Below are 25830 nucleotides of genomic sequence, written 5' to 3'. Positions count from 1 at the left end.
GCGTCGCGGCCGGATCCGGAGTCGAGGGTTTCGGTGTCGTTCATGTCGATTCGACGGTACCGACGGGCCCCGACACCCGGTGTCTCCCGCACCCCGTGCGGGTGAATCCGCGCGGATCAGATGTCGCGCGTGCGCAGGTACCACCAACCGGCCGCCCCGGCGGCGACGGCCCAGATCACCAGCACCACGGCCGAGGCCGCATTGGGCGGCAGGAACGGACTCTCGGGAAAGGAGCCGACCGCGACCGTGCCGATGGTGGCCGAACCCGGCAGCAGCACCACGACGCCCGCGATTCCCGCCCCCTTGGCGACCAGCCAGATCAGCGGTTCCAGAATGAACAGCCATCCCGCGATCGCGATGACAGCCAGGTTCGGCGATCGCACCAGCAACCCCAGGCTCACGCCGATCACGCCCCAGCACACCGCCGCGAGCAGGCCACCGCCGAACACCCCGACCAGTCGCCAGCCGAATTCGACGGTGTGCCGCCCGAACGCCAGCAGGCCCACCGCCGCGCCGACCTCCGCACACGCCGCGAGCACCAGCGAATAGATCGCGGCCACACCGGCTTTCGCGCCGAAGAGCACATCTCGGTCGGGCGTGAACAGTGCGGTGAGCCCCATGCTGCGGTAACGGTACTCGTCGCCCGCGGTGACCGCGCCGCCGATCGCCGCCGCGCCCACCGCCACCACGATCGCCAGATACAACCCGACGGTCGCCGTCCCGGTCGCCAGCGCCTCGTGCGGTTGCGGACCCGAGCCGCGCACCGCGGACGCCGAGGCGACGACGAAGGCGACGGCCGCGAGCACCGGGGGCAGCAGCCATCCCGAGCGCACCGCGGTGATCTTGCGGAGTTCGGCGGTCGCCGCCCGGCTCACCTCGGCGGGAACGGTGGGCAGGGTCGGCAGCATCATCGCGTTCCGTACATGGTCGCAGGGGCGGGGGCGGGATAGGCCGGGGGCGCGGACGATTTGGTGAGGATGGCCAGGACCCGATCCGGATGGACGGGTTCGGCCACCACCTCGCCCAGGTGGACCCGCGCCAGCGCCGCGGCGGCCTCGATCTCGCTGCGCGACGCGTCGGCGACGGCGAGCCTGCCGTCGCTGCGCATGACCGCGTCGGTGAAACCCTGCGCGGCCAGCGTCGTGGCCAGCGCGATCGGACTCGACGCCGCGACCACCAGCCGATCCGGGTGGTTGCGCCGCAGCCGGCGCGGACTGCCCTGATAGGCCACCGAACCGGCCGAGAGCACGATCACCTGATCGCACACCGGCACGGCCGCGGCGAGGCTCTGCGAGGTGAACAGGGTGGTCCCACCACGCCGGGCATGAGCCCGCAGATAATCGAAAAGCCATGCCCGCTCGGCCGATTCGAGACCGTCGAACGGGTCGTCGAGCACCAGCAGACGGGGCTGCGCGAGCAGTGCCTGCGCCAAGGCCAGCCGCGTGCGCAGCCCCTCGGGGACATCGCGCACCCGCGTCGTGGCGGCCTCGCCGAGGCGCAGCGTCGCGAGCATCGCGTCCACCCGATCGTCGTCCACGCCCGCCGCCGCCGCGTATACCCGCAACTGGGCTCGCACGGTCCGGGCCGGATGCAGACCGCGCGGCTGCAGTACCGCGCCGATCCCGCCGCCGCCCGGGGCCTCGGCGCTACCGGAATCCGCGCGCAGCAATCCGAGCAGGATGTCGATGAGCGTGGATTTTCCGGAGCCGGGCGGGCCGACCAGGGCCGCGGTGGTGCCGGCCGGAACGGTGAACGAGACGTCGCGCAGGGCCACGAGACCCTCGAACTGCTTGTGCAGTCCGCTGATCGAGACGGCGAGCGAGCGAGCCGCGCTCATCGCTGCTCGGCCGTCGAACCGGAGGCGGTGCCGTCCGGATCACCCAGTGCCGGAAGTGGATCCGCGTCGATCACGGTGCCGCGCGCGGTACCGCCGGACCACCGCATCGGCGCGGGCCCGAATGCCTTGTGCGAGTTGGCGATCACATTCTTCCCCAGCGCCCGGTTACCGAATCCGCCGATGGCCGCGCCGATTCCGGCCGGCAGCACCTTGCCGAACATGAGCATGCTGCGTTTGGTGATGAACTGGACGACGAACCGCCTCATCAGTGATTCGTTCATCCCCTTGATACCCGGTATCCGCTCCGCCAGCAGCGTGCCCCAGTTCTTGGCCGAATGGCCCACGCTCTGCTGCACGATCTCCATACCGCTCTCGCCCAGCACCACCGCCAGTACCAGCGCGCGCCGGCGTTCCTTGTCCTCGGGGGCGATGCCGTGCACGGCGGCGACGGCGAGGGTGAAGACGGCCGAGGCCTCGATGAAGAAGGTGGTTTCCGCGCTCATCGCCGCGAGCGAGGTCAGGGTTCCGACACCCGGGACGGCGGCGGTGGCGCCGACCGCGGTACCGCTGCCGGTCACGGTCGTGAGGTAGATCTTCTCGAGCCGGTCGAGGATCTGGGCCGGACTCTCGTCCGGATGGGATCGGCGGAACCGGTCGACGTACTTCGCGACCGCGGGAGCCTGCACTTGTGCCCCGTTGTCCAGCAGTGACCGCACGGCCTTTTCCACGCCGCTGTCGAACATCGGTAACGCACCCCTCTCGTCCGGTCGGCACAAACTCTAGTGGTGCCGGTCCGACGGCCGCGGACGAAGTCGGCGACGGTGGCCGATACGGCCGTCGACCGTGCAACGAATCGCGCCCGGGTCCGGTTCCGCCGGGCCCGCGCGACGCCTACCGTGGAGGAGATGAGTGGTGTCTCCGCGGGAGCGCGCCGGTTGCCGGCCCCGTCGTTGCGGCCCTACCTCGGCCGCTACGACGGATATTTCCTGCACGGCTTCGACCCGGGCGTGCACGTCGGTATGCCGAGTACCACGATCACCGTGATCCTCACCATCGGCGAACCGATCGATGTGCCGGTGTCCTCCCATCCCGATCAGGCCGGCGGCCGCTGGGACGCGCTGGCCGGCGGACTGACCCTGCGACCGACACTGATCGCGCACAACGGCTACCAGCACGGCATCCAATTGGCGGTCACACCGCTGGGTGCGCGGGCGCTGTTCGGAATTCCGGCCGGTGAGCTGGGGGAGTGGATCGTCGACCTGTCGGACCTGCTGGGGCCCGACGCCGAGCGAGTGCGTGAGCGGATCGCCGCGACCTCCGACTGGCGGGCGCGGTTCGCGGTGCTGGACGAGGTCTTCTGCGCGCGGGTCGCCGCGCTCGATCCGCGCCGGCTCGAGATGGACGCCAATCTCCGCCGAGCCTGGCGGCTGCTGACCGACCCCGCGGGCGCACCCGCGGTCGCCCGGGTGGCGCACGACATCGGCTGGAGCAGAAGATATCTGGCCGCGCGATTCACCGGTGAGTTCGGCATCACGCCGAAGGAGGCGGCGCGGTTGACCCGGTTCGAGGTCTCCCATCGTCTGTTGCGCCGCCCCGAGGTGAGCATCGCCGAGGTGGCCGCCGCGACCGGCTACTACGACCAGGCCCATATGGCCCGCGAATGGCGCGAATCGGCCGGTTGCCCGCCCTCGGTGTGGCGTGCCCGCGAGGTGTTCCCATTCGTCCAAGACGACGGGATACCGAGCGAGAAAGGCTGGGAGCATGACCGAAACAACCCATACCGAAACGACCGAAACCGCAACGACCGAAACCGCAACGACGACGGCCCCGGTGTGGCCGACGTTCATCTACCGTGACGCCCCGGCGGCGATCGATTTCCTGCAACGGGCCTTCGGCTTCGTCGAAGTCGCCCGCTACGGCACCGGCGACGTGGTCCAGCACGCCGAACTCGGCTGGCCCGGCGGCGGCGGGATCATGCTCGGTTCGCAGCGCGACGATTCCGCGCTCTGCGAGCAGCCGCCCGGGACCGGTTCGGTGTACATCGTCGTCGACGATCCGGACGGCCTCTTCGAACGCGCCCGCGACGCCGGGGCGACCATCGTGCGCGGACTTCGCGACGAGGACTACGGCTCGCGCGGGTTCACCTGCCGCGATCCGGAGGGCGTGTTCTGGAGCTTCGGCACCTACGCGGGAACCACCGCGTAACGAAACGACGATCCGGTGCGGAGGCGGACTGCCGCCTCCGCGCATCGGTGACCGTCAGACCCAGTCGGCGGCCGGAACGCGTTCTGCGGGCAGAGGCGGCGGAGGTGGGGTGCCGTCGCCGAAGGGCTTGCCGCCCAACGCTTCTCGCCCGTGCGGCGTGAGCCAGCCCGACAGTTCCGGCCCCTTCGGCACGATTCCGGTCGGATTGATATCGCTGTGCACGACGTAGTAGTGCCGCTTGATCTGGGTGAAATCGACGGTATCGCCGAAGCCGGGAGTCTGGAACAGGTCGCGGGCGTACGCCCACAGCACCGGCTGTTCGGTCAGCTTGTTCCGATTGCACTTGAAATGGCCGTGATACACCGGGTCGAACCGCACCAGCGTGGTGAACAGCCGCACATCGGCCTCGGTGATGGTGTCGCCGACCAGATAGCGCTGGTCGCTCAACCGTTCCGAGAGCCAGTCCAGCGCGGTGAACAGCCGGTCGTAGGCGGCGTCGTAGGCGTCCTGGCTGCCGGCGAAGCCGCAGCGATAGACGCCGTTGTTGACCTCGGTGTAGACGCGCCGATTCACCTGATCGATCTCGGCGCGCAGCGGTTCGGGATACAGCTGCGGCGCGCCCGGCCGGTGGAACTGCGTCCATTCGGTGGAGAAGTCGAGCGTGATCTGCGGGTAGTCGTTGGTGGCCACCTGTCCGGTCGGCACGTCCACCACCGCCGGAACCGTGATGCCGCGCGGATACTCCGGATCGCGCGCGAGGTAGGCATCGCGCAGGAAGTGGATGCCCAGCACCGGGTCCACCTCGCCCGGATCGAGGTCGAAGGTCCAGCTGCGTTTGTCATGGGTCGGCCCGCACAGCCCCAGCGAGATCACCTGTTCCAGGCCGAGCAGCCGCCGCACGATCAGGGTGCGGTTGGCCCACGGGCAGGCCCGCGCCGCGATCAGCCGATAGCGCTGCGGTTCGACGGGATAGCCGTCGCGGCCGTCGGCGGTGATCCGGGTGGTGATGTAGTTGGTGTCGCGCTTGAATTCGCCGGGCTCGACATAGGTCGCGGTGTTCGAACCGGCGTTCTCGGTCGGCGAGGTATCCACCGCACCAGTCTGGCAGACCGGTGGCCGGGGTACCGGTGACGTCCCCTTCTGGATAGATTCGGCCGATGAGCGATTCGAAACCCACCCGGTTGGAGCGGACCGAGACCGAGGCCGGCGCCCAGCTCGCGATCATCACCATCGACCATCCGCCGTTGAACCTGTTCGATTCGGCGCTGCTGGGATCGCTCGCCACCGATCTCGCCGAGCTGACCGCGAACCCGCCGCGGGCGCTGCTGATCCGCGCCGAGGGCAAGGTGGTCTCCGGCGGTGTCGACGTCCACGAATTCGACGGATTGAGCGCGGATCAGGGCGCCGAGCTGTGGCAGCGCCTGTTCCAGGGCATCATCCACCCGGTCGAGGCGCTGCCGTGCCCGGTGGTCTTCGCCGCCCACGGACTCACCCTGACCGCCGCCTTCGAGATCTCGCTGGCCTGCGACATCCTGCTGGCCGCGCCGAAGGCCAAGTTCGGGCTGGTGGAGACGGTCGTGGGCCTGACGCCGTCGATGGGCGGCCCGCAGCGACTGGCCGAGCGCGCCGGTTCCGGCCGGGCCCGGGAACTGGTCATGACCGGTGACCTGTACGACGCCGCCACCCTGGCCGACTGGGGTGTGGTCAACGCGGTGCACGAGGATGTCGACGCCGCGGCCCGGGCGCTGGCCGCCCGCCTCGCCGACGGCCCGACTCGGGCGCACGCGGCCACCAAGCAGATCATCGAGGCCTGGCGGTCCGGCGGCGTGGAACATGCCGATTCGGTGACGCCCAAGGTCTCCGGCGAATTGTTCGACACCGAGGATTTGCGGGGCGCGGTGCGCAGCTTCCTCGAGGTGGGCCCGGGGAAGGCGAGCTACACCGGGCGGTGATCGCTCGGACATCTTTGTCGCCTAACGCCCCACGATTGTGATCTGCGTCATATAGTCACAGGTGCCTGTTGATCGAGGCATCCGGAGGGACTTGATGACGCAGCTTCTGATCGAATATCCGCAGACGCGAAATCCGTGGTGCGGCAACCCTCTTGCTCGCGGAGCCGACGGCGTGCTGCGGTACGGGAATCTGAATCCGGCCCTCACCGAACTACTCGATGTGCAGGTACACGCGTTCTCGGCCCGGGAGGCGGTCGTCGAAATCGGCGGGCCGCGGCTGACCTACCGGCAGCTGTGGCATGCCGCTTCCCGGATCGCCGGCGGGCTGCAGGAACACGGAATCGGCTACGGCGACCGGGTTGCCGTGCGGATGCCGGTGGGTGCGCGCTGGGTTCAGGCCTTCCTCGGCGCCCTGCTGTCCGGTGCGGTGCCGGTGCTGGTGCACGACGGACTGCCCGATACCGTCGCCGCCCAGGTGATCGCGGACAGCTGCGCGGATTTCGTCCTCGACGGCGGCGGCGCCGAAGCCGGTTACGCCGATTTCCCCGACGGTGCGGCCTTCATCGACGACGGCGCCTCGCTGACCGAGCTCGCTTTGTTGTGCTACACCAGCGGCGCCGCGGGCCAGGGTCTTTCGGAGGCGCCGGGCGGTCCGCGCGGTGTCGAGCTGACCAACGAGAATCTGCTGTCGGCGGTGCGTTCGGTGGTGGGGGCCTTCGATCTGCCGACCGAGGGATTGCGCAATCTGGTCCTGATGCCGCTGGCCCACGCGAGCGGCTGCGTCGATCAACTGCTGCCCACCTTCGCCGTGGGCGGCACGGTCGTGCTCGCCCCGGACCCCGCCATGATCGCCGAGACGATCGTCGCCGAACGCATCGATATGGTGGCCGCGACGCCCCGCATCTTCGCGGGCCTGCTGCCCGAGCTCGCCGGATTGCGGGCGGAGGGCGTGCGCCAGGTGTGCAGTGCGGGACATCGCGCCGAACTGGCCGCGACCGACGCCGGCACCGCGGAAATCGTCGCCGAGGCGCTGCGCGAGGTGTTCCCGCTGGCCCGGCAGTGGTCGGTCTGGGGTGCGACCGAAACCAGCGGTATCGGACTGGCACGGGTGGACAGCGGCGCGACGCCCGGCCGCGACGTTCTCGGATTCCCGTTCGGCGGTACGGAATTGGCGCTGTGGGGGCCGCGGGCCGGGGTCGGTAGCGGCGAATTGCTCTGTCGCGGACCGAATATCACCCCGCGCTACTGGAACGACCCGCAGACCACCGAATCGCGGTTCACGGGCAGCTGGTTCCACACCGGAAATCAGGTCAGCATCGATACCGACGGTCTGGTCCACCGCACCGGATAGCCGTTGCGGTGCGCCGGTACCGGTTCACTCCAGCAGGCGGGTGTGCAGGGCGGCCCGCAGCTGCGGCGTGATGCCGATGGACTCGAGATAGCCGTCGATGGTGCCGTAGTGGCGGTGCATGGCCTCGGTGCCGGCGGCGAGGTATTCGATGCTCACCCCCAGCAGCGCGGGCGGCAGCGGCTCGCCGGAATTGCGCGCGATGTCGGCGGCCAGCGATTCGACCGCCTCGTTGCTGAGCAGGTAGTCCGCCAGCACGTCGTCCTCGGTGACGCCGACGGCGCGCAGCAGGGTGGCGATCGCCCAGCCGGTGCGGTCCTTACCGGCCGCGCAGTGCACCAGCACCGCGCCGTCGCCGCGGGCCAGCGACCGTGCCATGGCGGTGATCGCGACGCCCGCCTCCGGCATCGAGGGGAATTCGGCGTAGACCTCGAGCAGATCGAGATGGCGGCTGGTCGTCGAGGCATCGTCGCGCGCCGCCGCCTCGTGTGGCGGCAGCGCCGGTTCCTGCGGGGCCTCGTGCGGGGCCCGGGCGGCGCCGACGCCGGAGTGGAACGGTGTCACCTCCAGGCGCACGCCGTCGGGAAGGATGTCGACGCCCATCCGGTCGGCTTCACCGGGCCCGCGCAGATCGTGCACGGTGGCGACGCCGAGCCGGCGCAGGATGTCGTGTCCGCGTTCGTCCAGCCGGCACAGCTGGGCCGACCGGAGCAGAACTCCGCTGCGAATCCTGGTCCCGCTCGCCGTGCGCAGGCCGCCGACGTCGCGGTAGTTGAAGGTGCCGGGAATGTGGAGATGATCGGGGCGCACCGTTGTCACGACTCCAGGTTATCGGCGTGTTCGCGGCGGTGGGGTGGCGTTGGGTCACCTGTGTGCTCGCCCACATCGATATAACGATTCCGGCCGGGAGGCCGTAGAGTTTTGGGCGTTTGCGCCCGGGCGCCGCCCACGCTGACCGTGGCGGATCCGCCGCCGAACCACCGCGCGGGGTGTGTCGGGGAGGTAACAAAACAATCTTTCAGTACGGAACGGCCTATCGAACCTGGTCACGATCCCCGAAAACCCTCTAACATTGACGGATGTTGAACGGGTCGCCCGGGGTAGAACTCGGAACAGATCACCGTGGATCGGATGCCCGTTGAACGAGCCGCGCAGGCGAGGTGCGCGAGTTCTTTCGCCGAGGGAGTCGTCGTTGAGCGCTAGTGGAGAGATGATTCAGGTTCGGCCGCGGCCGATCGTGCAGGAGGCCATCGACGCCGCGTCGGCCGCCTGCGATTGCACGGGCACGCGCGCATTGCGGGTGGTGCTGCATGCCGGTGTGAGTGCGATGTGGTCGGCCATCCGGGCCACGCCGCAACGGCAGGTGCACACGCTGGATCTCACGATCAGCGCCTTACGTCGCCGCTGGGAGGGGGAGGCCGACTGTTCCGGGCTCTCGGCGACGGAGTGGCTGCGCGATCTGGACGCCGAGGTCGGTGCGGCGCTGGACGCCTGCGCGGAGCGCTCGAACACCCAGTGGATCGAGCCGGTCACGGCCATCTCGGCGTATGTGCTGGCCGTGATCCAGGGCGCGGTGCTGCGCTGGCTCGCCGACGGTGACGACGAGACCACACTCGTGGTGCTGGACGATCTGGTCGCGACGCTGATCACCAAGGCGGTCGATCGGTAACGACGCGCCCAGCACTCCTGGACGTATGACCAGTTTCGTGATTGGCTGATGTGGTGACAGACGCGTCGCCCATCGCCGACCTGCACGCCGCCACCGCGGACCTCGATCCGCCCCTGGCCGCGCTGGACCTGAGCGCGCTGCGCGCCAACGCGGCGGACCTGGTGCGCCGGGCCCGCGGCGTGCCGATCCGGGTGGCCAGTAAATCGGTGCGCTGCCGCGCGGTCCTCGAGGAAGTACTCGGACCGCAGCTCACCGGCCGCGGCGGATTCGCCGGCATCATGTCCTATTCGTTGCGTGAGGCGCTGTGGCTGGCCGGCCACGGGGCGCGCGACATTCTGCTCGGTTACCCGAGCGTCGATCGCGCCGCACTGGCCGACTTGGGCGCCGATAGCACCCTGCTCGACTCGATCACGCTGATGGTCGACGACGTCGCGCAGCTGGATCTGATTCGCGCCGCGGTCGGTGGCGCCGGAATCAGCCCGCGCATATGCCTGGACGTCGATGCCTCGTTGCGAGTCGGCCCGCTGCACCTGGGGGTGCGCCGATCGCCGATCCGGACGCCCGAGCAGGCCGAGCGGCTGGCCCGGGTCGCGCGCGAGCGCGGGTTCCGGGTGGTGGGTGTGATGACCTACGAGGCCCAGATCGCCGGCCTGCCCGACACCAATCCCGCGGTGCGGCTGGTCAAGCGGCTCTCCGCAGCCGAAATCGGCACGCGTCGTACGCGGGTGCTGGAGGCGGTGCGTGCGGTGGCCGGTGAACTCGAGATCGTCAACAGCGGCGGCAGCGGGTCGATCGAGGTGAGTGTGGCAGCGCCCGAGGTCACCGAGGTGACCGCGGGATCCGGCCTCTACGTGCCGACCCTGTTCGACGGATATCGCGCGTTCACACCCCATCCGGCGCTGTATTTCGCGCTGCCGGTGCTGCGCCGCCCGGCCGCCGACATCGCCACCGTCTTCGCCGGCGGCTATATCGCCTCCGGTCCGGCCGGTGCGTCGCGCGTACCGAAACCGGTGTGGCCCAAGGGTTTGCGATTGATCGGCACCGAGGGCGCGGGGGAGGTGCAGACGCCGTTCACGGGCGCCGCGGACCTGGCCGTCGGGGACCGGGTGTGGATGCGCCACGCCAAGGCCGGAGAGCTGTGCGAACGCTTCGACGCCATCCATGTCGTCGATACCGACGACCGGCGCACCACGGTGCCGACGTATCGGGGCGAGGGCCGCAACTTCGGCTAGCCGCGCCCGGTCAGTTCGAGGTAGGCGGCCAGATCGGGCAGCTGCTCGGGTGTCTCGGGCAGATAGTCCGTGAGCAGCGGCGAGGCCACGATGATCGCCGACCACATCGCCCGGGAGACGGCGGTGGTCAGCCAGTGCCGGGAGAGCAGGTCGTCCATTCCGTGCGGTGCGTCGGCGGGGGCCGAGGTCGTCATCGAGATCAGCACGACCGCCGCCTCCCGCCCGCGGAAGCGATCGGCGGTGCCGACCACCACATCCTCGATCCGGGCTCGCGACAACAGCATTCGAATGCGCGCCACCTGCGCGTGATAGGGCGTGACCACCAGGATGTCGTGCGGATGCAGCCGCCGGGTGAGTACGCCCTGGCGCCAGGTGCGGCCCAGCAGGGACCGGACCTGGCGGACGATCTCGCGGGCCTCCTCCGCGGATTCGGTGCTGTTGCCGTGATGATCGACCGGTACCGCGCGCACGCCCGGCGCGACGCCCTCGAGTTCGCGGGCGAGAGTGACCGTCTCGTTGGAGCGCAGCCGGCGGCCGTAGCGCAGCGACGACACCGGCCCGCACACCTGCGGATGCATTCGCCAGGTGCGTTCCAGGAAATAGCCGAAAGCCGTGGGCACCGTGGGGTTGTCGCCGACGATGCGGCCCAGTGCCGATTCGTGCACGCGCTCCGGGTGCACGCCGGTGCCCGGTAGCGGCGCCGGATCGCCGACCAGCAACAGATTCCGCGCCGACGCACCCACCGCGATCGCCTGTGCCAGCGGGAAATACCCGGCGTCGGCGATCACCAGCAGATCCAGACTCTGCGGCGTCACCTGCTCGGGATCGGTGAAATCGCCTGTGAGACCGCCGATCACACAACCGTTCACCGCGTTGTCGAGGAAGCGCGGATAGCGGTCGGCGGCGATCCCCAGCCATTCCGGCGCCACGCTGTGCACATCCGATTTGGCGACCAGTTCCGGCAGGACACCCACGCGAACCACGGTGTCGAGCAACACCTCGGCGGCCGAATGCGTTTGCGCCACCACACCGACGCGCCATTTGTAGCGGGTGACCAGCCGCTCGATCACCCGCGCGGTGGTGTCGAGTTTGCCGGTGCCGGAGGGTCCCTGCACCGCGAGATACGAGCAGTCCAGATCGAGCACCGCGGCGGTGATCGCGGCCGCGTAGTCGCCGAAAACCTGTGGGAGCGCGGTCGATCCGTGCAGCCGCGGCCGTCGCCGGCACAGCAGGTCGAAGGCGGCCGTCAAGGGGACGTCCGGCAGGCTGACCAGCAGATCGTGCGCCACGGCGTTCAGCGCCTGTTCCAGATTGTCGTCGCGGCCCGGCGGATCGGGCACGATGGCGACGGGCAGTTCGTCGTAGGGGGCACACCCCGGCGGCAGCAGTTCCTCCACCCGCACCACATCGTCGAAGTTGTCGTCGAGGGCGAAGCCGAGCACCGTCGCCGCCGCGGTGGCGCGCCGGCCGGGGGTGGCCGGCAGGTCGGGCACCGGCGAATCGTAGAGCGTGCGTACCGCGGTGCCCGGCGGCGGCGGGCGACCGGTGCCCAGCCGGCCGGTGAGCTTCAGATAGCGCCGCATCGGCCGGTCGTCGGTGTGCTGCCATTTGGTGTCGACGCTGGCCCAGTCCGCGACGAGAACGCCAGGGGTATCGGCCCATTCGCCGATCGGCCGGTGCAGGCGGTCCTCGTGCGCCCAGTGCAGCGGCTGTCGCTCACGCCGGTGATAACCCAGTACCGCGGCCATCATGGCGGCGGCTTGCTGTCCGGCGCTGCGGGTTTCGTCGTAGTCGAAGGCGAATTCGCGCAGCGCCGCCTCCACCGCGGCCGGTTGTTCGGCGAGGGTGCGACGCGGGACCGGGCAGGGCTGGATGTCGTGCTCGGCGGCGAGTTCGCAGAGTCGCTCGCGCAGGCGCAGTGTTGCCGCACAAGCCGATTCGAGGTCGGCGCGGATCGCTTCCGCGTCGGGATCGAGCAGGCCGAGTACTTCCGGCAGATCGTAGGTCCGGGCACCGATCAGCAGCGCGGACCGCACGATCGGATACAGGTCCAGCAGGGCGCCGAGCAGGTCGTCGGCGGTCTCCTCGTCGGCGCCGCAGCGCGCGCACAGGTCGGCCAGCAGCGTCCGGATCGGCGAGCAGAAGTGGTAGATCCGCAGGTCGGGGTGGTGTTGCTGGCGATCGGCGAGAAATTCGAGCAGCGCCACGGGATCGTGCGTGGTGAAGGCGTGGAACAGGAACACCCCGTCGCCGCCGTCCGCACTCCGCGCCGCGACGCCGACGCCGACGGCCGACCCGGCGACCGCCACGAAGACATCGCCGGCATCGGGCGGGGCCAGCTCACCGAAGGCGGCCGCATCCGTGACCGCGTAGGCCGGGCGTCCGGTGCGCTCGCGGCGCAACTGCAGTTCGGCCTGCCGTCGCAGCGTCGAAAAGGTCTGTACCGCAACGCCGGTCACCGACGAATCGGCGGCGGCGAGGCGATCGACCGTGGTGATGCCGGCATCACGCAGCTGCGCCCGCACCGACGGCCGCATACCGGCCACCAGCAGCAGATCGCGCCCGGCCGCCAGTTCGGCGGTGCAGCTCGCGCATCGCCCGCAGGCGAGATAGCGGCGGTCTCCCCACTGCACGGGCAGCAGTTCGTCCTGTTTGGCGGTCAGGATCGCGGCTAGCCGAATCCGCCGCGCCGCGTAGACGGTCTCGGCCGGACCGAGTTCGTGAATCCGCTCCGCACCCGCGGCATCCCGGATCCGGACCCACGGATCGACGTCGAACCCGTTGTCCCGCACCAGGCGCGCGCACGCGGCAGCCTCCATGAGCGCCGCGACATCGGACGACGACGAGCGGACGTACAGGACGAAGGTGGAATCCGGGATCGGCGGCGCTTCGTGGACCTCGTCGGCGACAGCCGCGGCCCCGGCCTCGTCGGACGCGACGATGTCCGGCGGCGCCGCGGTCCGCCGCGTGCGCACCGGTGCGGGGTCGTCGCGGCGGACGAGAACGGCGCATCCGGCCGCGAAGGTCCCGTCGAAGAATGTCGCCCCGAAGATCGCGGGCGCGTCGGTGCCGAGTGCGGCGACGGTGCGGTCGTGTGCGCCGCGCAACTCCGAGGCGGTGGCGGCGGCCGGCGGATCGATGGTGATCACGCTCGCATCGAGGGCGGCGTACACATCGTCGAACACCTCGTCCGACAGTGCGTCCGAGCCGAGCGGGAAGTGCACCGCATCGGTCGCATCAGGCGAAAGGACAAGGCCCAGTTCGGTATCGAGCGCGCGCAGCAGCGCGAATTCGCAGCGCGCTGCCCTCATCAGGTCATCGGTGCTGCACACGACACGATCACCGAACAGAATCAATCGCGGCCCTCCTGAGTTCCGGACACCCGCACGCGGCCGACGCCCGCTCGCGTGCCGAGTCGCGCAACAGCGTAATCATTCGAGGTCGTACGGCGTGGCGTGAGGGGGGCGTGTCGGATATCGGCCTCACTTCGCCGGGCCGGGACGGCTCGCGGACGGCCTGCCCGTGACAATGGGCTGATGCCGTACTTCCAGGGTGCCCGCGGTCGACTGCACTACCGGCGGTGGCCGGTGGAGCGGCCGCCGGCACTGGTGGCGTTCCTGCCCGGAACCGGCCAGCACAGTGGGCATTACCATCGGCTCGGGCGGGGCCTGGGCGCGCGCGGTATCGAGGTCTGGTGCCTGGACACCGCCGGCCAGGGGTTGAGCGAAGGCGATCCGGGGGCGCCGGGAACGCTGCCCGAACTCGCGGGCGACGCCGCGGCGCTGGTCCGGGTGCTGCGCGCCGAGCGGCCCGATCCGCCGCTGTTCCTGGCGGGCCACTCGCTCGGCGCGGCGACCTGTCTCGCATCGTTGTCGCTGCCGGAGATGTCCGGGTGCGCGGGCATGGTGCTGACCGGGACGCCGAAGCGGGCCGTCGAATCGCCCGCCGCCCTCCCGCCCGGACTGCCGATGCTGGCGCTGCACGGCGTCGACGACCGCCGCGCACCGATCGACTCCGCGCGTGCGTGGGCGGCCCGGCACCCGTCGGTGGGGTTGCACGAGTACACCGATGCCGGGCACGATTTGCTGCACGAGCCGGTGCACGCGGCGGTCACCGCCGATATCGCGGAGTGGATCCGCGAGGTCGCGGACCGTCGTCACGGCGCCGCGGAAGTGGGTTGAGAAAGGGGGACCGCGATGCAGTCACAAGAGGCCGGGGATCTGCGCAACGATGTCGGTGCGCTGGCCCAGGCGGTCGACGACGGAGAGCTGTGGATCGACGGCGTACTCGTCGGCGACGGCACCCACGAGCGCTGCGCGCGCCGCTACGAGTCGCTGGCCGACCAGGTCGAGCAGCAGATCCGGACACTCGGCGCGGCCGCGTCCCTGCCGGGCTTCGGCGGTTTCGAGTCGGGACACTCGCTGCGCCGCGGCTTCGAGGGCAAGGCCGCCGACGCGGTCGATCGGTTACGCGAATACGCCGATGCCGCACGGCAATTGGCGCAGGCCCTGCGCGCGGCCGCGGCCGCCTACGCCCAGCACGATGCCGATGCCGCCGCGGCGATCGGCAAGGCCGCACCACCCCCGGTGGTCGTAACGCCGTCGCAGCCGGTGGGGGTGGGACATGCATAGGGTCAGCGGCAACGGGACACCGCCGGCACAGGGGCATACCGATCCGGATTACGCCCCGACGGTCGAGATGTTCGACCACCTCACCCATCGCGATATTCAGCGTGGGGTGCAGGAATTGAATCCCGAGATCATCACCGCGGGCCGCCAGGCCTGGCAGAGTTCGGCGGCCGCCATGGCCGACGCGGTCCAGTCCGCGCACACCGAAATTCGCGGCGCCATCGCCGACGGCTGGCGCGGTGGCGCCGCGCAGCTGGCCGCCGACGCGGTGACCGCCTTCGAACGACTGGGCCAAGAGCTGTCCGATGTGATGGCGGTTGTCGGACAACGACTCGCGCAGGCCAACGACGCAGCCGAGACATTGCGCGCCTCGGTCTCGCAACAGGTGACGGCCCATCCGGATCTGGAAGCGGCACTGCTGGATCCGAAACAGGCCACCGCAAACGTCGCCGTGCAGAAGAGTGCCGAGAACCTGCGCCAGGACGCCGTGCGGGTGATGGATTCGGTCTATGCCGGCGTCTTTCTGCGCACCGGCGACAGTGTGCCGGCGTTTCCCGACAGCGGCATGTATCCGAATCCCGCTGTCGTACAACCGGGTAACGAGGCGACCGCGCCGGGTGGCGGCAGTGCGGATCTGATCGGGCGGGCGACGGGCGCCCAGGTGACGCCGACGGTGGACAGACCGCAGGCCCCGGAAGCGGCTTCGGCGGATCGGCCCGTCGCACCCGCCGGCGACCCGGCCGACGGTGATCGGCCCGGCGGTGATCAGCAGGCAACCGATCGTCCCGCGGCCGTCGCACCCGCCGCTGCCGCACCGACGCTCGTGGAGCCCTCCGCCCCGGTTCCCACTCCGGTGCACAGCACGATTGCGGCCGCCACGGTACCCGATGCGCCGGTGGCCGCGACCGCGAAACCGGTTGTCACACAACCGAAACCGTCGAACACCGCGCAATTCGCCCCGGCGGCAGCGGCACCGGGAGGCAAGCCAGACGTGGTCTCCGCCGCCGTGGGTCCCGCCGGAGCGGCCACCACCCCGGCGTCGACCGCGCAGAACTCCGATTCGGCCAAGCGCGACGACCACGACCAGGACCACAACCCCGGCGCCGACTCGATGTCCGGAATGGGGGCGGGCATCGTGGGCGGCCTGGCGGGGGGCGCGTTCGCCGCGGGCGATGCGGTGCGGCAGGGTCCGTCGACTCCGGTGGCGGCGAAGCCGATCCGCCGCGACGAGGACGAGGACGAGGACGAGGACTACTACTCCGAATTCGACGACGAGCCGACCTTCCTCGAACCGGCCGAGCCGGGTGGCGAACTGGTCGGAATCCTCGACCCGACCACCCCGCCCGTGCTGGGCGAATGGTCCGAGGATGACTGACCGCGCGGTGACGGCGGCGGACGAGGCGGGCCGGCGGCGGTGAAATGGACGCTGACACCCGATCAATTCGCGATGGCATGGCAACGGATCGACGGTGACCGGATCCCGTATCCGCTCGCGGTGCGGTCGTCCGCCCGCGACAGCGCCGAACGGGCCGCGCAATTGCCGGAGCTGACCGAGTGGTGCGACCGCACCGTGGACCCCGATCTGGAGGCGGCGCTGCGGCTGCTCGCCCGGCCCACCGTATGCGTCGAGGTCTTCGGCGAATGCGGCGCGCCGGAGGCCCGGCCCGTACGGGTGCTCGGCGCGGCCGCCGGCCACATCACGGTGGTCGCGGCCCAGCGCCACGGCGACGCGGCCGATCGCGGCGGCGACGTGCGGCTGTTCGTCGGAAATTCCGCCTCCCTCGCGGCGCGGGTGGTCTCGCTGCTGCCGGAGTATCCGGCCGGAAGCGAACCGCGTCGCACGGCACCACTGGACCGGGTGCGTGAGGACAGTCGTGATCTGGTGACGGTGCCGGTCGCCGGTCCCTCCACTACCGCGCGGATGCGGCGGTTGCTCAAACAGCCTCGCGACGGCATCGGTCAGATCGTGGTCTCCGCGCGCCGCGCCGACGACAGCATGCGCCCGCTCGGCGTGCTGTGCTGGATCGACGTCGCCGGCGACGGCCGCTACGCGGTCCGCACCCGTGCGGAGGTGGATATCGTCGGTGTCACCGCGGAAACCTTTGCCGCGCACCTGCGCCCGATGGTCGCGGCCGCGGAACGAGTGGTCGCCGACGACAACGAATGGTGAGAACGCATGCCCTGCTACGAATTCGAAGGTAAACGGCCCCAGGTGGATCCGACCGCGTTCATCGCGCCGACCGCCACCCTGATCGGCGATGTGCGCGTGGAGGCGAACGCGTCGGTCTGGTACGGGGCCGTGCTGCGCGCCGACCTCGCGCCGATCATCGTCCGCGAACGGGCGAATGTGCAGGACAACACCGTGATTCACACCCCGCCCGACGTGCCCGTCGAGGTGGGGCCCGGCGCCACGATCGCGCACAGCGTGGTGCTGCACGGCGCGAGCGTCGGCGCGGAGGCGATCGTCGGCAACGGCAGCACGGTCCTCGATATGGCCACGATCGGCGCCGGTTCGATGATCGCCGCGCACTCGCTGGTCCAGCCCGGCACCGAGATCCCCGAGGGCGTCCTGGCCGCGGGAGCGCCGGCGCAGGTCAAACGCCCCATCGCCGGCACCCAGGCCGAAGGCTGGGTCAAGATCAACCCCGGCTACTACGCCGACCTCGCGCAGCGGCATCGGAAAGGGGTGCGCGAGATCGACTCGGAGAGCGAGTGATTCGTGCCGGCGCGGTTCCTCAGCCGCCGGGGTGGTGCGCGGTCGGCAGCAGGTCCAGCATCTCCTCGTCGTCGAGTTGATGGAAATCGCGATACGCCCCGCCGACTCCGCCGAGGGAGCGTGGAATCAGCGGGCACACCGTCTCCCGGGCCAGGCCGCGCAGCCGCTCCATCGCCTCGATCGAGGACACCGGCACCGCCACCGTGATCCATCGCGGCCGGTGCGACCGCGCCACGCGGCACGCCGCGGCGACCGTCGCGCCCGTGGCCATCCCGTCGTCGACGATCACCACCGTGCGATCGCCGATCGGCACCCGCGGCACCTGCGCGCGCACCATGCGCTGCCGGCGCGACAGTTCCGCGCGCTCGGCCTGCTCCACGGCGGCGATCTGTTCGGTTCGCACACCGGTCTGCCGCAGCACGTCGTCGTTGAGAACCCGGACCCCGTCCTCACCGATGGCGCCCATCGCCAGCTCGGGTTGCCAGGGCACGCCGAGCTTCCGGACGAGCAGCACATCCAGATCCCCGCCGATGATCTCGCGCACCGCGGCCGCGACCGGCACCCCACCGCGCGGCAGTCCCAGCACCAGGGGATGCCACGCCCGCAGGTGCGACAGCGATTCACCCAGCGTGCGACCGGCCGACCGACGATCCGGATAGATCATGGTGCCACCAGTCTATGGCTCGACGGTGAATCGGCGCAGGCTCAGGCTCGGGTTGGTGGTGCGGATCTGCCGCAGGTGATCGAGGTCGATGCGACTGGTGGCGATACCGGGGGCATCGCCGAGTTCGGCGAGCAGATTGCCGGAGGGGTCGACGATCATCGACGCGCCCGCGCCGCGCGGGGCGCAGTGGTCCGCGGCGGCCACGTAGACCGTGTTCTCGATGGCCCGGGCGCGCAGCAGTGTGGTCCACTGATCCAGCTTGCCCGGTCCCGGAATCCATTGCGCGGGAAGTAACAACACCTGCGCCCCCGCGGCGGCCACCCGGCGGCAGCCCTCCGGGAAGCGCAGGTCGAAGCAGGTCTGCAGGCCGAAGGTGACGCCGTCGACGGTGAAGGTGGCGGGATCCTCGATCGGGCCGGGAGCGACCACCTCCGATTCGCGGAATCCGAAGGCGTCGTAGAGGTGCACCTTGCGGTAGACCGCCGCGAACTCGGCATCGGGGCCCGCCGCGATCAGTGTGTTGTAGATGCGGTCGGTGATCTGCCCGCCCGGCGCCTCGACGACGCCGGCGACCACGTGCACCCCGAATTCGGCGGCGAGCCCGCGCAATTCGCTCGCCCACGGGCCGGTGATCGGCTCGGCCGCCGCCACCACCCGTTCGTCCAGCCGCTTCACCGCGAACATCGAATATTCCGGGGCGACAACCACTTTCGCACCGTGCTCGGCGGCGGCGCGAACATGGTCGCGCAGCGCGGCGAGATTGGCGGACTTGTCGGTGTACGGCCCGAATTGCACGACCGCGATATCGACCGCCCGCGCCGGAGCCGGGACGGGTGCCGGTCGGGCGGCGGGCCGGGGTTCGAGTCCACCGCTCACCGCGGGAGCGGGCCGCCCGGCCTCCGCGGTGGTCGAGTAGGTGATCACGATCGGGACGGGACTGCCGATCGCGTCGGCGGTGGAGATTCCGGCGTCGGGCCGGGCGGTTCCGGGTGCGTCCGCAGTGTCGGATTCGTCACTCACGAGCGCGCCGGCGTCCTCGCGAGAATTCGGCTCGGCGGGCGCAGATGCGGTGGGCCGCAGGGGTTCGGCGGATTCCGGAACGTCGCGCAAGGGCGGCTGCTGCGGTTGCATAGGTCTCACCGTATTGGCCCGATGGTCCGGGCGGCCACCGCAAGGCATTAAACTGCTGGTCAATATGAACAACTCATCGGTCGACAGCGTGCCCGGCGGCGAGGGCGACAGGCCCGAAGGCGCAGACGAGCGCAACCACGAAGGGCCCGCGGACGCCGCCACCGGGTACCCCGGCGACAGCGGCGACGTGACCGAGCCGTCGTTCGCCGACCTCGGCATCGACGATCGGCTGCTCGCGGCGATCGCCGATGTCGGCTACGAGTCTCCCTCGCCGATCCAGGCGGCCACCATTCCTCCGCTGCTCGCGGGCGCCGACGTCGTCGGCCTGGCCCAGACCGGTACCGGTAAGACGGCGGCCTTCGCGATCCCGATTCTGATGGGCCTGGACAAGCGGCCGAAGCCGCCGCAGGCGCTGGTGCTCGCGCCGACCCGCGAGCTGGCGATCCAGGTGGCCGAAGCGTTCGGCCGCTACTCGTCACATCTGCCGGGTATCCACGTGCTGCCGATCTACGGCGGTCAGAACTACGCGGTCCAGCTGCAGGGTCTGCGGCGCGGCGCGCAGGTCGTCGTCGGCACGCCGGGCCGGGTCATCGACCACCTCGAACGCGGCACCCTCGATCTCACCCAGCTGCGGTATCTCGTGCTCGACGAGGCCGACGAGATGCTGAAGATGGGATTCCAGGAGGACGTCGAACGCATTCTGCGCGACACTCCCGCGGAGAAACAGGTCGCGCTGTTCTCGGCCACCATGCCGTCGGTGATCCGCAAGATCTCCAAGCAGTACCTCAAGGATCCGGTCGAGATCACGGTCAAATCCAAGACCTCGACCAACACCAACATCACCCAGCGCTGGGTGCACGTCTCGCATCAGCGCAAACTCGACGCCCTGACCCGGATTCTCGAGGTCGAGCCGTTCGAGGCGATGATCCTCTTCGTGCGCACCAAGCAGGCCACCGAGGAACTGGCCGAGAAACTGCGCGCGCGCGGTTATTCGGCCGCCGCGATCAACGGCGATATCGCGCAGAACCAGCGCGAACGCACGATCGGCCAGCTGAAGTCCGGCACCCTCGACATCCTGGTCGCCACCGATGTGGCCGCGCGCGGACTCGACGTCGACCGCATCTCGCATGTGGTCAACTACGACATCCCGCACGACACCGAGTCCTATGTGCACCGCATCGGCCGCACCGGCCGGGCAGGGCGCACCGGTGAGGCGCTGCTGTTCGTCGCGCCGCGCGAACGCCGGCTGCTGGATGCGATCGAGCGTGCCACCCGCCAGCCGCTGACCGAAATGCAGCTGCCCAGCGTCGACGACGTGAACGCCCAGCGCGTGGTCAAATTCCACGACGCGATCACGGAGAATCTGTCGGCGTCGAATCTCGCGCTGTTCCGCAAGCTGATCGAGGATTACGAGGCCGAGCACAACATCCCGCTCGCCGATATCGCCGCCGCTCTGGCGGTGGGGGGCCACGACGGCGACAACTTCTTCATGGAGGCCGAGCCCGAGCCGATCCGCCCGGCGCGCCGCGAACGGGCCCCGCGCGAGGACCGCGAGCGTCGTCCCGAGGGCGGTCCGCAGCGTCATCGCGCCACCGACGCGGAGATGGCCACCTACCGCATCGCGGTCGGCAAACGGCACCGTGTGGTTCCCGGCGCGATCGTCGGCGCCATCGCCAACGAGGGCGGTCTGCGTCGCAGCGACTTCGGCCATATCAGCATCCGCCCCGACCACAGCCTGGTCGAGCTTCCCGCCGATCTGCCGTCGGAGACCCTGGATGCGTTGCGGCGCACCAGGATCAGTGGCGTCCTGATCCAGTTGCAGCTGGACCAGGGCCCGCCGTCGCATCGTTCCCTGAGCCGCGGCCCGCGCCGCGAGGGCCCGCGCAAATACGACCGCCGCAAGCCGCGCAGCTAGTCACCGGCGGCGGCGCGGGAGAGACGCCAGACGTTGTCGACCCGGGTGCCGGAGCGGCCGTCGGGGGAGGTCAGCGCGCGTTCGACCGGCTCGCAGGTGCGAACGGTCCATTCCTCGCCGAGGCGCAGGGCGTGCAGGACGCCGTCGAGGGTGGGGAAGATGGCGTCGAACGGATGTTCCTCGGGCGTCATCCAGGTCGGCCAGCCGGCGTGCATGACGATGAGCAGGGTGCCGCCGGGCGCCACCGCCTCGGCCGCGCGCTGGAGCACACCGTCCTGGTCCAGTGCCACCGGTGACTGCAGGAACTGGGCGTTGATCAGGTCGTAGCTGCTGTCCGGGAAGGTGCGCCCGAGTTCGTGGCGCTGCCACGCGATGTGCTCGCCCAGGCCGGCCTGCTCGGCATGGGCCGCGGCGCGTTCCAGCGCGGTCTGCGAGATGTCCACGCCGGTCACCCGCCAGCCCTGCCCGGCCAGCCAGACCGCGTCGGCGCCTTCGCCGCAGCCCAGATCCAGGGCGCGGCCCGGCCGCAGATCCGCGGTCTCGCGCACCAGCAACGGATTCGGATTCCCGCTCCAGACCCGGTCGCTGTCGCGATACCGCTGCTCCCAGAACACCGCGGGCTCGATGGGTGATGTGGCGGACATGAGACTCCTCGTCGCTCGGGGCGCCCCGTCGGCGCCTAGACCCAGAATCACCGGAGCGCCGGAACGCCGGCAAGGATTCTTGCCGAAACGGCAAACCGGCCCGCATCCCGGCGTCGATCGCCCCGCGCGTTTACCGTGGCGGGGAAATCGCTGGAACGCATGCGAATTGCGATTAACTTAATCTGCACATCGCGAATTGCGCAGGGTACGGCCATTTCGCCACAACCTAAAGGTTCCTTCGCGCCGGCCGCGGCAGCGGGCCGCTCGGGATCGCGGCACCGGGCGCGATTCGTCGTTTATGATCCGGTCGACGAGCGGTTCGATTCGAGGCGTAGATTCGATTCGGACCTACGAAATACGGTGGGAGATGCCCATGAAACTTGCCCTGTCACCCGACGAGGTGGCCTTCCGGGACGAACTACGCACGTTCTTTCGGACCGAGATACCGGCCGAGATCCGGGACAAGGTCGAAAACGGCCGCGAACTCTCCCGCGAGGACATCGTCACCGCCCACAAACTCCTGCACGCCAAGGGCATCGCGGTGCCGAAGTGGCCGGTGGAGTGGGGCGGCCAGGACTGGACCTCGATGCAGCGCCACATCTGGGAAGACGAGATGCAGCTGGCCTGCGTACCCGAGCCGCTGACCTTCAACGCGAACATGATCGGCCCGGTCATCGCGCAATTCGGCTCGGAGGAACTCAAGCAGCGCTTCCTGCCGCCGACCGCCGCCCTCGACATCTGGTGGTGCCAGGGCTTTTCCGAGCCCGACGCCGGATCCGATCTCGCCTCGCTGCGCACCACCGCGGTGCGCGACGGTGATTCCTACATCGTCAACGGCCAGAAGATCTGGACGACGCTGGCCCAGTACGCCGACTGGATCTTCTGCCTGGTGCGCACCGATCCGAATGCGCCGAAGAAGCAGGCCGGTATTTCGATGCTGCTCTTCGATATGAATTCGCCGGGCGTCACCGTGCGGCCGATCAAATTGATCGACGGCCGGCACGAGGTCAACGAGGTCTTCTTCGAAAACGTGCGGGTCCCCGCCGATCAACTGGTCGGTGCGGAGAATGCGGGCTGGACCTACGCGAAATTCCTGCTCGGCAACGAGCGCACGGGTATTGCCGGCGTGGGTCGCACCAAGGTCGTGATCGCCACCGCGAAAAAGCATGCGGCACAGATTCCGACGGGCTCCGGCACACTGCTGGAGGATCCGGTTTTCGCTACCCGCGTCGCCGAGTTGGAGAACGAACTGCTGGCGCTCGAACTGACGCTGTTGCGGGTGGTGGCCAATTCCGCCGAGGGCAAACCGAATCCGGTGTCGTCGGTGCTGAAGTTGCGCGGTACCGAATTGCAGCAGGCGGCCACCGAGCTGATGCTCGATGTGGCGGGCCCGGACGCGGTGCCGGTCGGCGCCGACGACATCGCCGCGCCGGACTGGGCGCAGCGCACCGGACCCACCTATCTGAACTACCGCAAGACCAGCATCTACGGAGGCTCGAACGAGGTGCAGCGCACCATCATCGCCTCCACCATCCTCGGATTGTGAGGCGCTGCCATGGATTTCGAACTGACCGATGAACAGGTCATGCTGGGCGAGACGGTGCGTGATCTGCTGGCCCGTGCCTACGACCCGGAGAGCCGGCTGAAGGTACTCGACACCGAACTCGGCTGGAGTCGCGACGTCTGGTCGCAGCTGGCCGAATTGGGCGTCCTCGGACTGTCTTTCAGCGAGGAGGACGGCGGCGTCGGCGCCGGACCCGTGGAGACGATGGTCGTCATGGAGGAGGTCGGCCGCCGCCTCGCCCCGGAACCGCTGCTGGACGCGGTCCTGTTGCCCGGGGGTCTGATCGCCTCCCTCGGGACCGCCGACCAGCGGCAGCGGATTCTGCCGGAGGTCGCCGGTGGATCCCGGCTGCTGGCCTTCGCGCACGAGGAGGCCCGTTCGCGCTGGCCGGAGATCACGGTCACGACCACTGCTGCCGCCGACGGCGACGGCTACCGGCTCTCGGGTGTGAAAAGCCGGGTGCCGCACGGTGATTGCGCCGACGAGCTGGTCGTCACCGCTCTCGGGCCCGACGGTGTGCTGCGGCTGTTCCTGGTGGCCGCCGATGCCGAGGGCGTGTCCCGCACCGCCTACCGCACGTTCGACGAACGCCGGGGCGCGCAGATCGAATTCGCCTCGGCTCCGGCCGAACTGCTCGGCGCCGCCGAGGCCGGCGATGTCACCGAGGCTGTCGCCACCGCCATCGCGACCGCCCAGGCGAGCCTGTGCGCGGAATCGATCGGCGCGATGGGTGAGGCGCTGCGGCTGACCACCGAATATCTCAAGACGCGCAAACAGTTCGGGGTCACGCTCTCGAAGTTCCAGACCCTGACCCAGCGCGCCGCGGATATGTACGTCGCGATGGAACTGGCTCGCAGCATGAGCTTCTACGCGACCGCCTCGCTGGCCGAGGGCACGGTCGATCCGATCGCGCTGTCGCGGGCCCGCCTCCAGGTCGGCCGCGGCGCCCGCCACGTCGCGCAGGAAGCGGTGCAGATGCACGGTGGAATCGGTATCACCACCGAATATCCGGTCAGCCACTACGTCGCCCGGCTCACCGCCGTGGACCAGACCTTCGGTGGCCGGCGCGAACATCTGGGCGTGCTGAGCAGCCGGGTCGGGGACTACGGCCTGGTCGAACTCTGATCCGCACGCCGGTGCACCGGTGAGGGTGGTGGTCGTCGCGAATCCGCGCGGCCGCCACCCTTTTCCGTGTGCGGGTCAGTTGCCGCTGTCCTCGCTCGTCGGCGCGGGCTGGAGGCCGGTCGTCGGTTCGGATTCCTCGACGGTGCGCGGCGCGTGATGCGGCCGGGTGGTCGTCGGGCTGTCGGGATCGGTGTAGGGATCGCTGACGGACGGTTCCGTGGTCGGGGTGGGGGTCTGCGTGGTGCTGGTCGGCGCGGGCGGTGCGAACGCCGTGTAGCTCGGCTCGGCCTCGGTCGTGGTGCCGGTCGCCGTCGCGGAGGTGGTGCGCCGCGCCGGCGTATTCGCCGCGACCCGCCAGGAGGGGGAGGGGGGAATGATCACCGCGGGAGCTGTGGTGGTGCCGCTGCGTGTGATCGGGGTGGTGGCCACCTGCAGATCCGCGGCGAGCGGCGGCGGTGCGACATAGACGTCCTTGTGACCGATCCCGCACGCCCCGATCAACACCAAACCCAGCGATACCGCACCGGCGGCCATCGCGGGACCCGCGACCTTCATGTTCAGGCGGCCCGGGGTCTCCTCATCGGCGCGATCCCCCGTGCTCGCCCTGTCGTCCATGGATGTGGTGCTCCCTCAAACTGTTTCCGAGTGGCCTCACAGTAACCGAGAGCCGCAACCCAGGGCCAGGCATGCCGGTTGGTCCGCAAAATACCGGACGGTAACGTGAAAAGCCAACGCTTCACATAACGAAGTAGATACGTTCGGCGTGTCGCGGGCACGTGTCGCGTGGAGTTTCGGTGGCGGCCACGTAACGTGTGAGCGAAGTTACATGTGAGACGCATGTTATTTGCCGGGCGAAACGGACGTTTCGACAGTCTCGGTGGGCGTCATCGAGGAGTAGTGATGGGAGCTTATTCGACATCCCCCACGCGCGCGGTGTCACAGGGTGATTCGGCTGCCGCCGAATCCGGACGCAGCGCCTGGACGATCACCTCCCGCATCGCGGCCTGGTTGATCTTCCTCGGCGGATTGGTCGGTGCGGTGCTCGGCATCGCGGGCCTTCGTGTCGAAATCACTGTCGCCGGACTGATTCTGGCCTGCACCGCCGGTCTGGTCCTGCTGAAACTTCGCGCCGACGGACAACAATCGGCCTGAGAATCGCCCCGTCGTGAAAAATCGGTGGGAGACGTCCTCCGACGGGCC

The 25830-nt window shown here is 69.8% G+C and carries 25 protein-coding genes; 15 read left to right on the top strand and 10 right to left on the bottom strand.

The features are described 5' to 3' along the window. Positions 1-116: 116 nt before the first annotated feature. The 3 genes from RJ03_RS20070 to RJ03_RS20060 are packed head-to-tail and all read right to left on the bottom strand — an operon-like array spanning position 117 to position 2580. Positions 117-911, bottom strand: a complete 795-nt coding sequence (locus tag RJ03_RS20070; RefSeq protein WP_245552334.1) for an ABC transporter permease — start codon at positions 909-911, stop codon at positions 117-119. Beyond that, the gene (locus RJ03_RS20065; protein ID WP_036504641.1) at positions 908-1837 is read right to left on the bottom strand and encodes an ATP-binding cassette domain-containing protein; all 930 of its coding nucleotides are present in this window, start codon (positions 1835-1837) and stop codon (positions 908-910) included. Before RJ03_RS20065 ends, RJ03_RS20070 begins: the two co-directional genes overlap by 4 nt. After that, the gene (locus RJ03_RS20060) at positions 1834-2580 is read right to left on the bottom strand and encodes a hypothetical protein (RefSeq protein ID WP_051024904.1); all 747 of its coding nucleotides are present in this window, start codon (positions 2578-2580) and stop codon (positions 1834-1836) included. Before RJ03_RS20060 ends, RJ03_RS20065 begins: the two co-directional genes overlap by 4 nt. A 162-nt stretch (positions 2581-2742) precedes the next feature. Here RJ03_RS20060 and RJ03_RS20055 point away from each other — a divergent pair, with 162 nt between their 5' ends. Both RJ03_RS20055 and RJ03_RS20050 read left to right on the top strand, forming a co-directional pair. After that, entirely contained in the window at positions 2743-3693 is a 951-nt protein-coding gene (locus RJ03_RS20055) for a helix-turn-helix domain-containing protein (protein WP_083871182.1), read from the top strand. After that, positions 3668-4042, top strand: coding sequence for a VOC family protein (locus RJ03_RS20050; RefSeq protein WP_036504639.1), 375 nt, complete (start codon positions 3668-3670; stop codon positions 4040-4042). The genes RJ03_RS20055 and RJ03_RS20050 overlap by 26 nt, the downstream gene beginning before the upstream one ends. 54 nt (positions 4043-4096) lie before the next feature. Here RJ03_RS20050 and RJ03_RS20045 read toward each other — a convergent pair whose 3' ends face one another. Further along, positions 4097-5134 (bottom strand): glutathione S-transferase family protein, encoded by a 1038-nt coding sequence (locus RJ03_RS20045; RefSeq protein ID WP_036504638.1) that lies wholly within the window; start codon positions 5132-5134, stop codon positions 4097-4099. 65 nt (positions 5135-5199) lie between these two features. Between RJ03_RS20045 and RJ03_RS20040 the strand changes: the two genes are divergently transcribed. Next, the gene (locus RJ03_RS20040) at positions 5200-5994 is read left to right on the top strand and encodes an enoyl-CoA hydratase/isomerase family protein (RefSeq protein ID WP_036504637.1); all 795 of its coding nucleotides are present in this window, start codon (positions 5200-5202) and stop codon (positions 5992-5994) included. Positions 5995-6088: 94 nt separating this feature from the next. Next, positions 6089-7345: a class I adenylate-forming enzyme family protein gene (locus RJ03_RS20035; protein WP_036504636.1), complete on the top strand. Its 1257-nt coding sequence runs from the start codon at positions 6089-6091 to the stop codon at positions 7343-7345. A gap of 24 nt (positions 7346-7369) precedes the next feature. On the opposite strand, the gene RJ03_RS20030 is transcribed toward RJ03_RS20035, so the two are convergent. After that, positions 7370-8161 (bottom strand): tyrosine-protein phosphatase, encoded by a 792-nt coding sequence (locus RJ03_RS20030; protein WP_036504634.1) that lies wholly within the window; start codon positions 8159-8161, stop codon positions 7370-7372. A 373-nt stretch (positions 8162-8534) separates the two neighbouring features. Here RJ03_RS20030 and RJ03_RS20025 point away from each other — a divergent pair, with 373 nt between their 5' ends. Beyond that, positions 8535-9011 carry a TetR family transcriptional regulator gene (locus tag RJ03_RS20025; protein ID WP_232329543.1) on the top strand — a complete coding sequence of 159 codons (477 nt, stop codon included), beginning with the start codon at positions 8535-8537 and terminating at the stop codon, positions 9009-9011. A gap of 53 nt (positions 9012-9064) precedes the next feature. Next, a complete protein-coding gene (locus RJ03_RS20020; RefSeq protein ID WP_036504693.1) occupies positions 9065-10243 on the top strand; it encodes an amino acid deaminase/aldolase in 1179 nt (392 codons plus the stop codon). Here the strand turns inward: RJ03_RS20020 and RJ03_RS20015 are convergent. After that, entirely contained in the window at positions 10240-13554 is a 3315-nt protein-coding gene (locus tag RJ03_RS20015) for a bifunctional RecB family nuclease/DEAD/DEAH box helicase (RefSeq protein ID WP_245552333.1), read from the bottom strand. The two genes, RJ03_RS20020 and RJ03_RS20015, sit on opposite strands and share 4 nt — an antisense overlap. Positions 13555-13779: 225 nt before the next feature. Here RJ03_RS20015 and RJ03_RS20010 point away from each other — a divergent pair, with 225 nt between their 5' ends. Genes RJ03_RS20010 through RJ03_RS19990 form a run of 5 tightly spaced genes read left to right on the top strand, consistent with a single transcriptional unit; the run spans position 13780 to position 17587 of the window. Further along, entirely contained in the window at positions 13780-14424 is a 645-nt protein-coding gene (locus tag RJ03_RS20010; protein WP_036504627.1) for an alpha/beta hydrolase, read from the top strand. A gap of 15 nt (positions 14425-14439) precedes the next feature. Then, positions 14440-14874, top strand: coding sequence for a hypothetical protein (locus tag RJ03_RS20005; RefSeq protein ID WP_051024903.1), 435 nt, complete (start codon positions 14440-14442; stop codon positions 14872-14874). Then, positions 14867-16246 carry a WXG100 family type VII secretion target gene (locus RJ03_RS20000; protein WP_157163458.1) on the top strand — a complete coding sequence of 460 codons (1380 nt, stop codon included), beginning with the start codon at positions 14867-14869 and terminating at the stop codon, positions 16244-16246. Before RJ03_RS20005 ends, RJ03_RS20000 begins: the two co-directional genes overlap by 8 nt. 39 nt (positions 16247-16285) lie before the next feature. Beyond that, entirely contained in the window at positions 16286-17041 is a 756-nt protein-coding gene (locus RJ03_RS19995) for an ESX secretion-associated protein EspG (RefSeq protein WP_036504623.1), read from the top strand. Positions 17042-17047: 6 nt separating this feature from the next. Next, positions 17048-17587, top strand: a complete 540-nt coding sequence (locus tag RJ03_RS19990; RefSeq protein WP_036504621.1) for a gamma carbonic anhydrase family protein — start codon at positions 17048-17050, stop codon at positions 17585-17587. Between the two features lie 19 nt (positions 17588-17606). Here the strand turns inward: RJ03_RS19990 and RJ03_RS19985 are convergent, their stop codons facing one another. Both RJ03_RS19985 and RJ03_RS19980 read right to left on the bottom strand, forming a co-directional pair. Next, positions 17607-18251 carry a phosphoribosyltransferase gene (locus RJ03_RS19985; protein ID WP_036504618.1) on the bottom strand — a complete coding sequence of 215 codons (645 nt, stop codon included), beginning with the start codon at positions 18249-18251 and terminating at the stop codon, positions 17607-17609. 12 nt (positions 18252-18263) lie between these two features. Next, on the bottom strand, positions 18264-19055 hold the full coding sequence (locus RJ03_RS19980; RefSeq protein ID WP_036504690.1) for a carbon-nitrogen hydrolase family protein: 792 nt from the start codon (positions 19053-19055) through the stop codon (positions 18264-18266). Between the two features lie 391 nt (positions 19056-19446). Between RJ03_RS19980 and RJ03_RS19975 the strand changes: the two genes are divergently transcribed. Then, positions 19447-21297, top strand: a complete 1851-nt coding sequence (locus RJ03_RS19975) for a DEAD/DEAH box helicase (RefSeq protein ID WP_083871153.1) — start codon at positions 19447-19449, stop codon at positions 21295-21297. Here RJ03_RS19975 and RJ03_RS19970 read toward each other — a convergent pair. Beyond that, positions 21294-21941 carry a class I SAM-dependent methyltransferase gene (locus RJ03_RS19970; protein WP_036504617.1) on the bottom strand — a complete coding sequence of 216 codons (648 nt, stop codon included), beginning with the start codon at positions 21939-21941 and terminating at the stop codon, positions 21294-21296. The two genes, RJ03_RS19975 and RJ03_RS19970, sit on opposite strands and share 4 nt — an antisense overlap. 373 nt (positions 21942-22314) lie before the next feature. Between RJ03_RS19970 and RJ03_RS19965 the strand changes: the two genes are divergently transcribed. Both RJ03_RS19965 and RJ03_RS19960 read left to right on the top strand, forming a co-directional pair. After that, positions 22315-23487, top strand: a complete 1173-nt coding sequence (locus RJ03_RS19965) for an acyl-CoA dehydrogenase family protein (protein WP_036504616.1) — start codon at positions 22315-22317, stop codon at positions 23485-23487. 9 nt (positions 23488-23496) lie between these two features. Next, positions 23497-24630 carry an acyl-CoA dehydrogenase family protein gene (locus RJ03_RS19960; RefSeq protein WP_036504615.1) on the top strand — a complete coding sequence of 378 codons (1134 nt, stop codon included), beginning with the start codon at positions 23497-23499 and terminating at the stop codon, positions 24628-24630. 75 nt (positions 24631-24705) lie between these two features. Here RJ03_RS19960 and RJ03_RS19955 read toward each other — a convergent pair whose 3' ends face one another. Further along, positions 24706-25245 (bottom strand): hypothetical protein, encoded by a 540-nt coding sequence (locus RJ03_RS19955; RefSeq protein ID WP_036504613.1) that lies wholly within the window; start codon positions 25243-25245, stop codon positions 24706-24708. Positions 25246-25530: 285 nt separating this feature from the next. On the opposite strand from RJ03_RS19955, the gene RJ03_RS19950 reads away from it, so the two are divergent. Further along, positions 25531-25782 carry a hypothetical protein gene (locus tag RJ03_RS19950; protein ID WP_128145552.1) on the top strand — a complete coding sequence of 84 codons (252 nt, stop codon included), beginning with the start codon at positions 25531-25533 and terminating at the stop codon, positions 25780-25782. The last annotated feature ends 48 nt before the right edge of the window (positions 25783-25830 follow it).

The organism is Nocardia aobensis NBRC 100429, assembly GCF_000308375.1.
Classification (GTDB): Bacteria; Actinomycetota; Actinomycetes; order Mycobacteriales; family Mycobacteriaceae; genus Nocardia; species Nocardia aobensis.
Note: the sequence above shows the minus strand (reverse complement) of the source record. Positions and strands in the feature narration are given on the sequence as shown.

Excerpts from the sequence above, each read along its gene's own strand:
- RJ03_RS20070 (WP_245552334.1), bottom strand. The coding sequence starts at position 911 with ATGATGCTGCCGACCCTGCCCACCGTTCCCGCCGAGGTGAGCCGGGCG.
- RJ03_RS20065 (WP_036504641.1), bottom strand. The coding sequence starts at position 1,837 with ATGAGCGCGGCTCGCTCGCTCGCCGTCTCGATCAGCGGACTGCACAAG.
- RJ03_RS20060 (WP_051024904.1), bottom strand. The coding sequence starts at position 2,580 with ATGTTCGACAGCGGCGTGGAAAAGGCCGTGCGGTCACTGCTGGACAAC.
- RJ03_RS20055 (WP_083871182.1), top strand. The coding sequence starts at position 2,743 with ATGAGTGGTGTCTCCGCGGGAGCGCGCCGGTTGCCGGCCCCGTCGTTG.
- RJ03_RS20040 (WP_036504637.1), top strand. The coding sequence starts at position 5,200 with ATGAGCGATTCGAAACCCACCCGGTTGGAGCGGACCGAGACCGAGGCC.
- RJ03_RS20035 (WP_036504636.1), top strand. The coding sequence starts at position 6,089 with ATGACGCAGCTTCTGATCGAATATCCGCAGACGCGAAATCCGTGGTGC.
- RJ03_RS20015 (WP_245552333.1), bottom strand. The coding sequence starts at position 13,554 with ATGAGGGCAGCGCGCTGCGAATTCGCGCTGCTGCGCGCGCTCGATACC.
- RJ03_RS20010 (WP_036504627.1), top strand. The coding sequence starts at position 13,780 with ATGCCGTACTTCCAGGGTGCCCGCGGTCGACTGCACTACCGGCGGTGG.
- RJ03_RS20005 (WP_051024903.1), top strand. The coding sequence starts at position 14,440 with ATGCAGTCACAAGAGGCCGGGGATCTGCGCAACGATGTCGGTGCGCTG.
- RJ03_RS20000 (WP_157163458.1), top strand. The coding sequence starts at position 14,867 with ATGCATAGGGTCAGCGGCAACGGGACACCGCCGGCACAGGGGCATACC.
- RJ03_RS19990 (WP_036504621.1), top strand. The coding sequence starts at position 17,048 with ATGCCCTGCTACGAATTCGAAGGTAAACGGCCCCAGGTGGATCCGACC.
- RJ03_RS19985 (WP_036504618.1), bottom strand. The coding sequence starts at position 18,251 with ATGATCTATCCGGATCGTCGGTCGGCCGGTCGCACGCTGGGTGAATCG.
- RJ03_RS19975 (WP_083871153.1), top strand. The coding sequence starts at position 19,447 with ATGAACAACTCATCGGTCGACAGCGTGCCCGGCGGCGAGGGCGACAGG.
- RJ03_RS19970 (WP_036504617.1), bottom strand. The coding sequence starts at position 21,941 with ATGTCCGCCACATCACCCATCGAGCCCGCGGTGTTCTGGGAGCAGCGG.
- RJ03_RS19965 (WP_036504616.1), top strand. The coding sequence starts at position 22,315 with ATGAAACTTGCCCTGTCACCCGACGAGGTGGCCTTCCGGGACGAACTA.
- RJ03_RS19960 (WP_036504615.1), top strand. The coding sequence starts at position 23,497 with ATGGATTTCGAACTGACCGATGAACAGGTCATGCTGGGCGAGACGGTG.
- RJ03_RS19955 (WP_036504613.1), bottom strand. The coding sequence starts at position 25,245 with ATGGACGACAGGGCGAGCACGGGGGATCGCGCCGATGAGGAGACCCCG.
- RJ03_RS19950 (WP_128145552.1), top strand. The coding sequence starts at position 25,531 with ATGGGAGCTTATTCGACATCCCCCACGCGCGCGGTGTCACAGGGTGAT.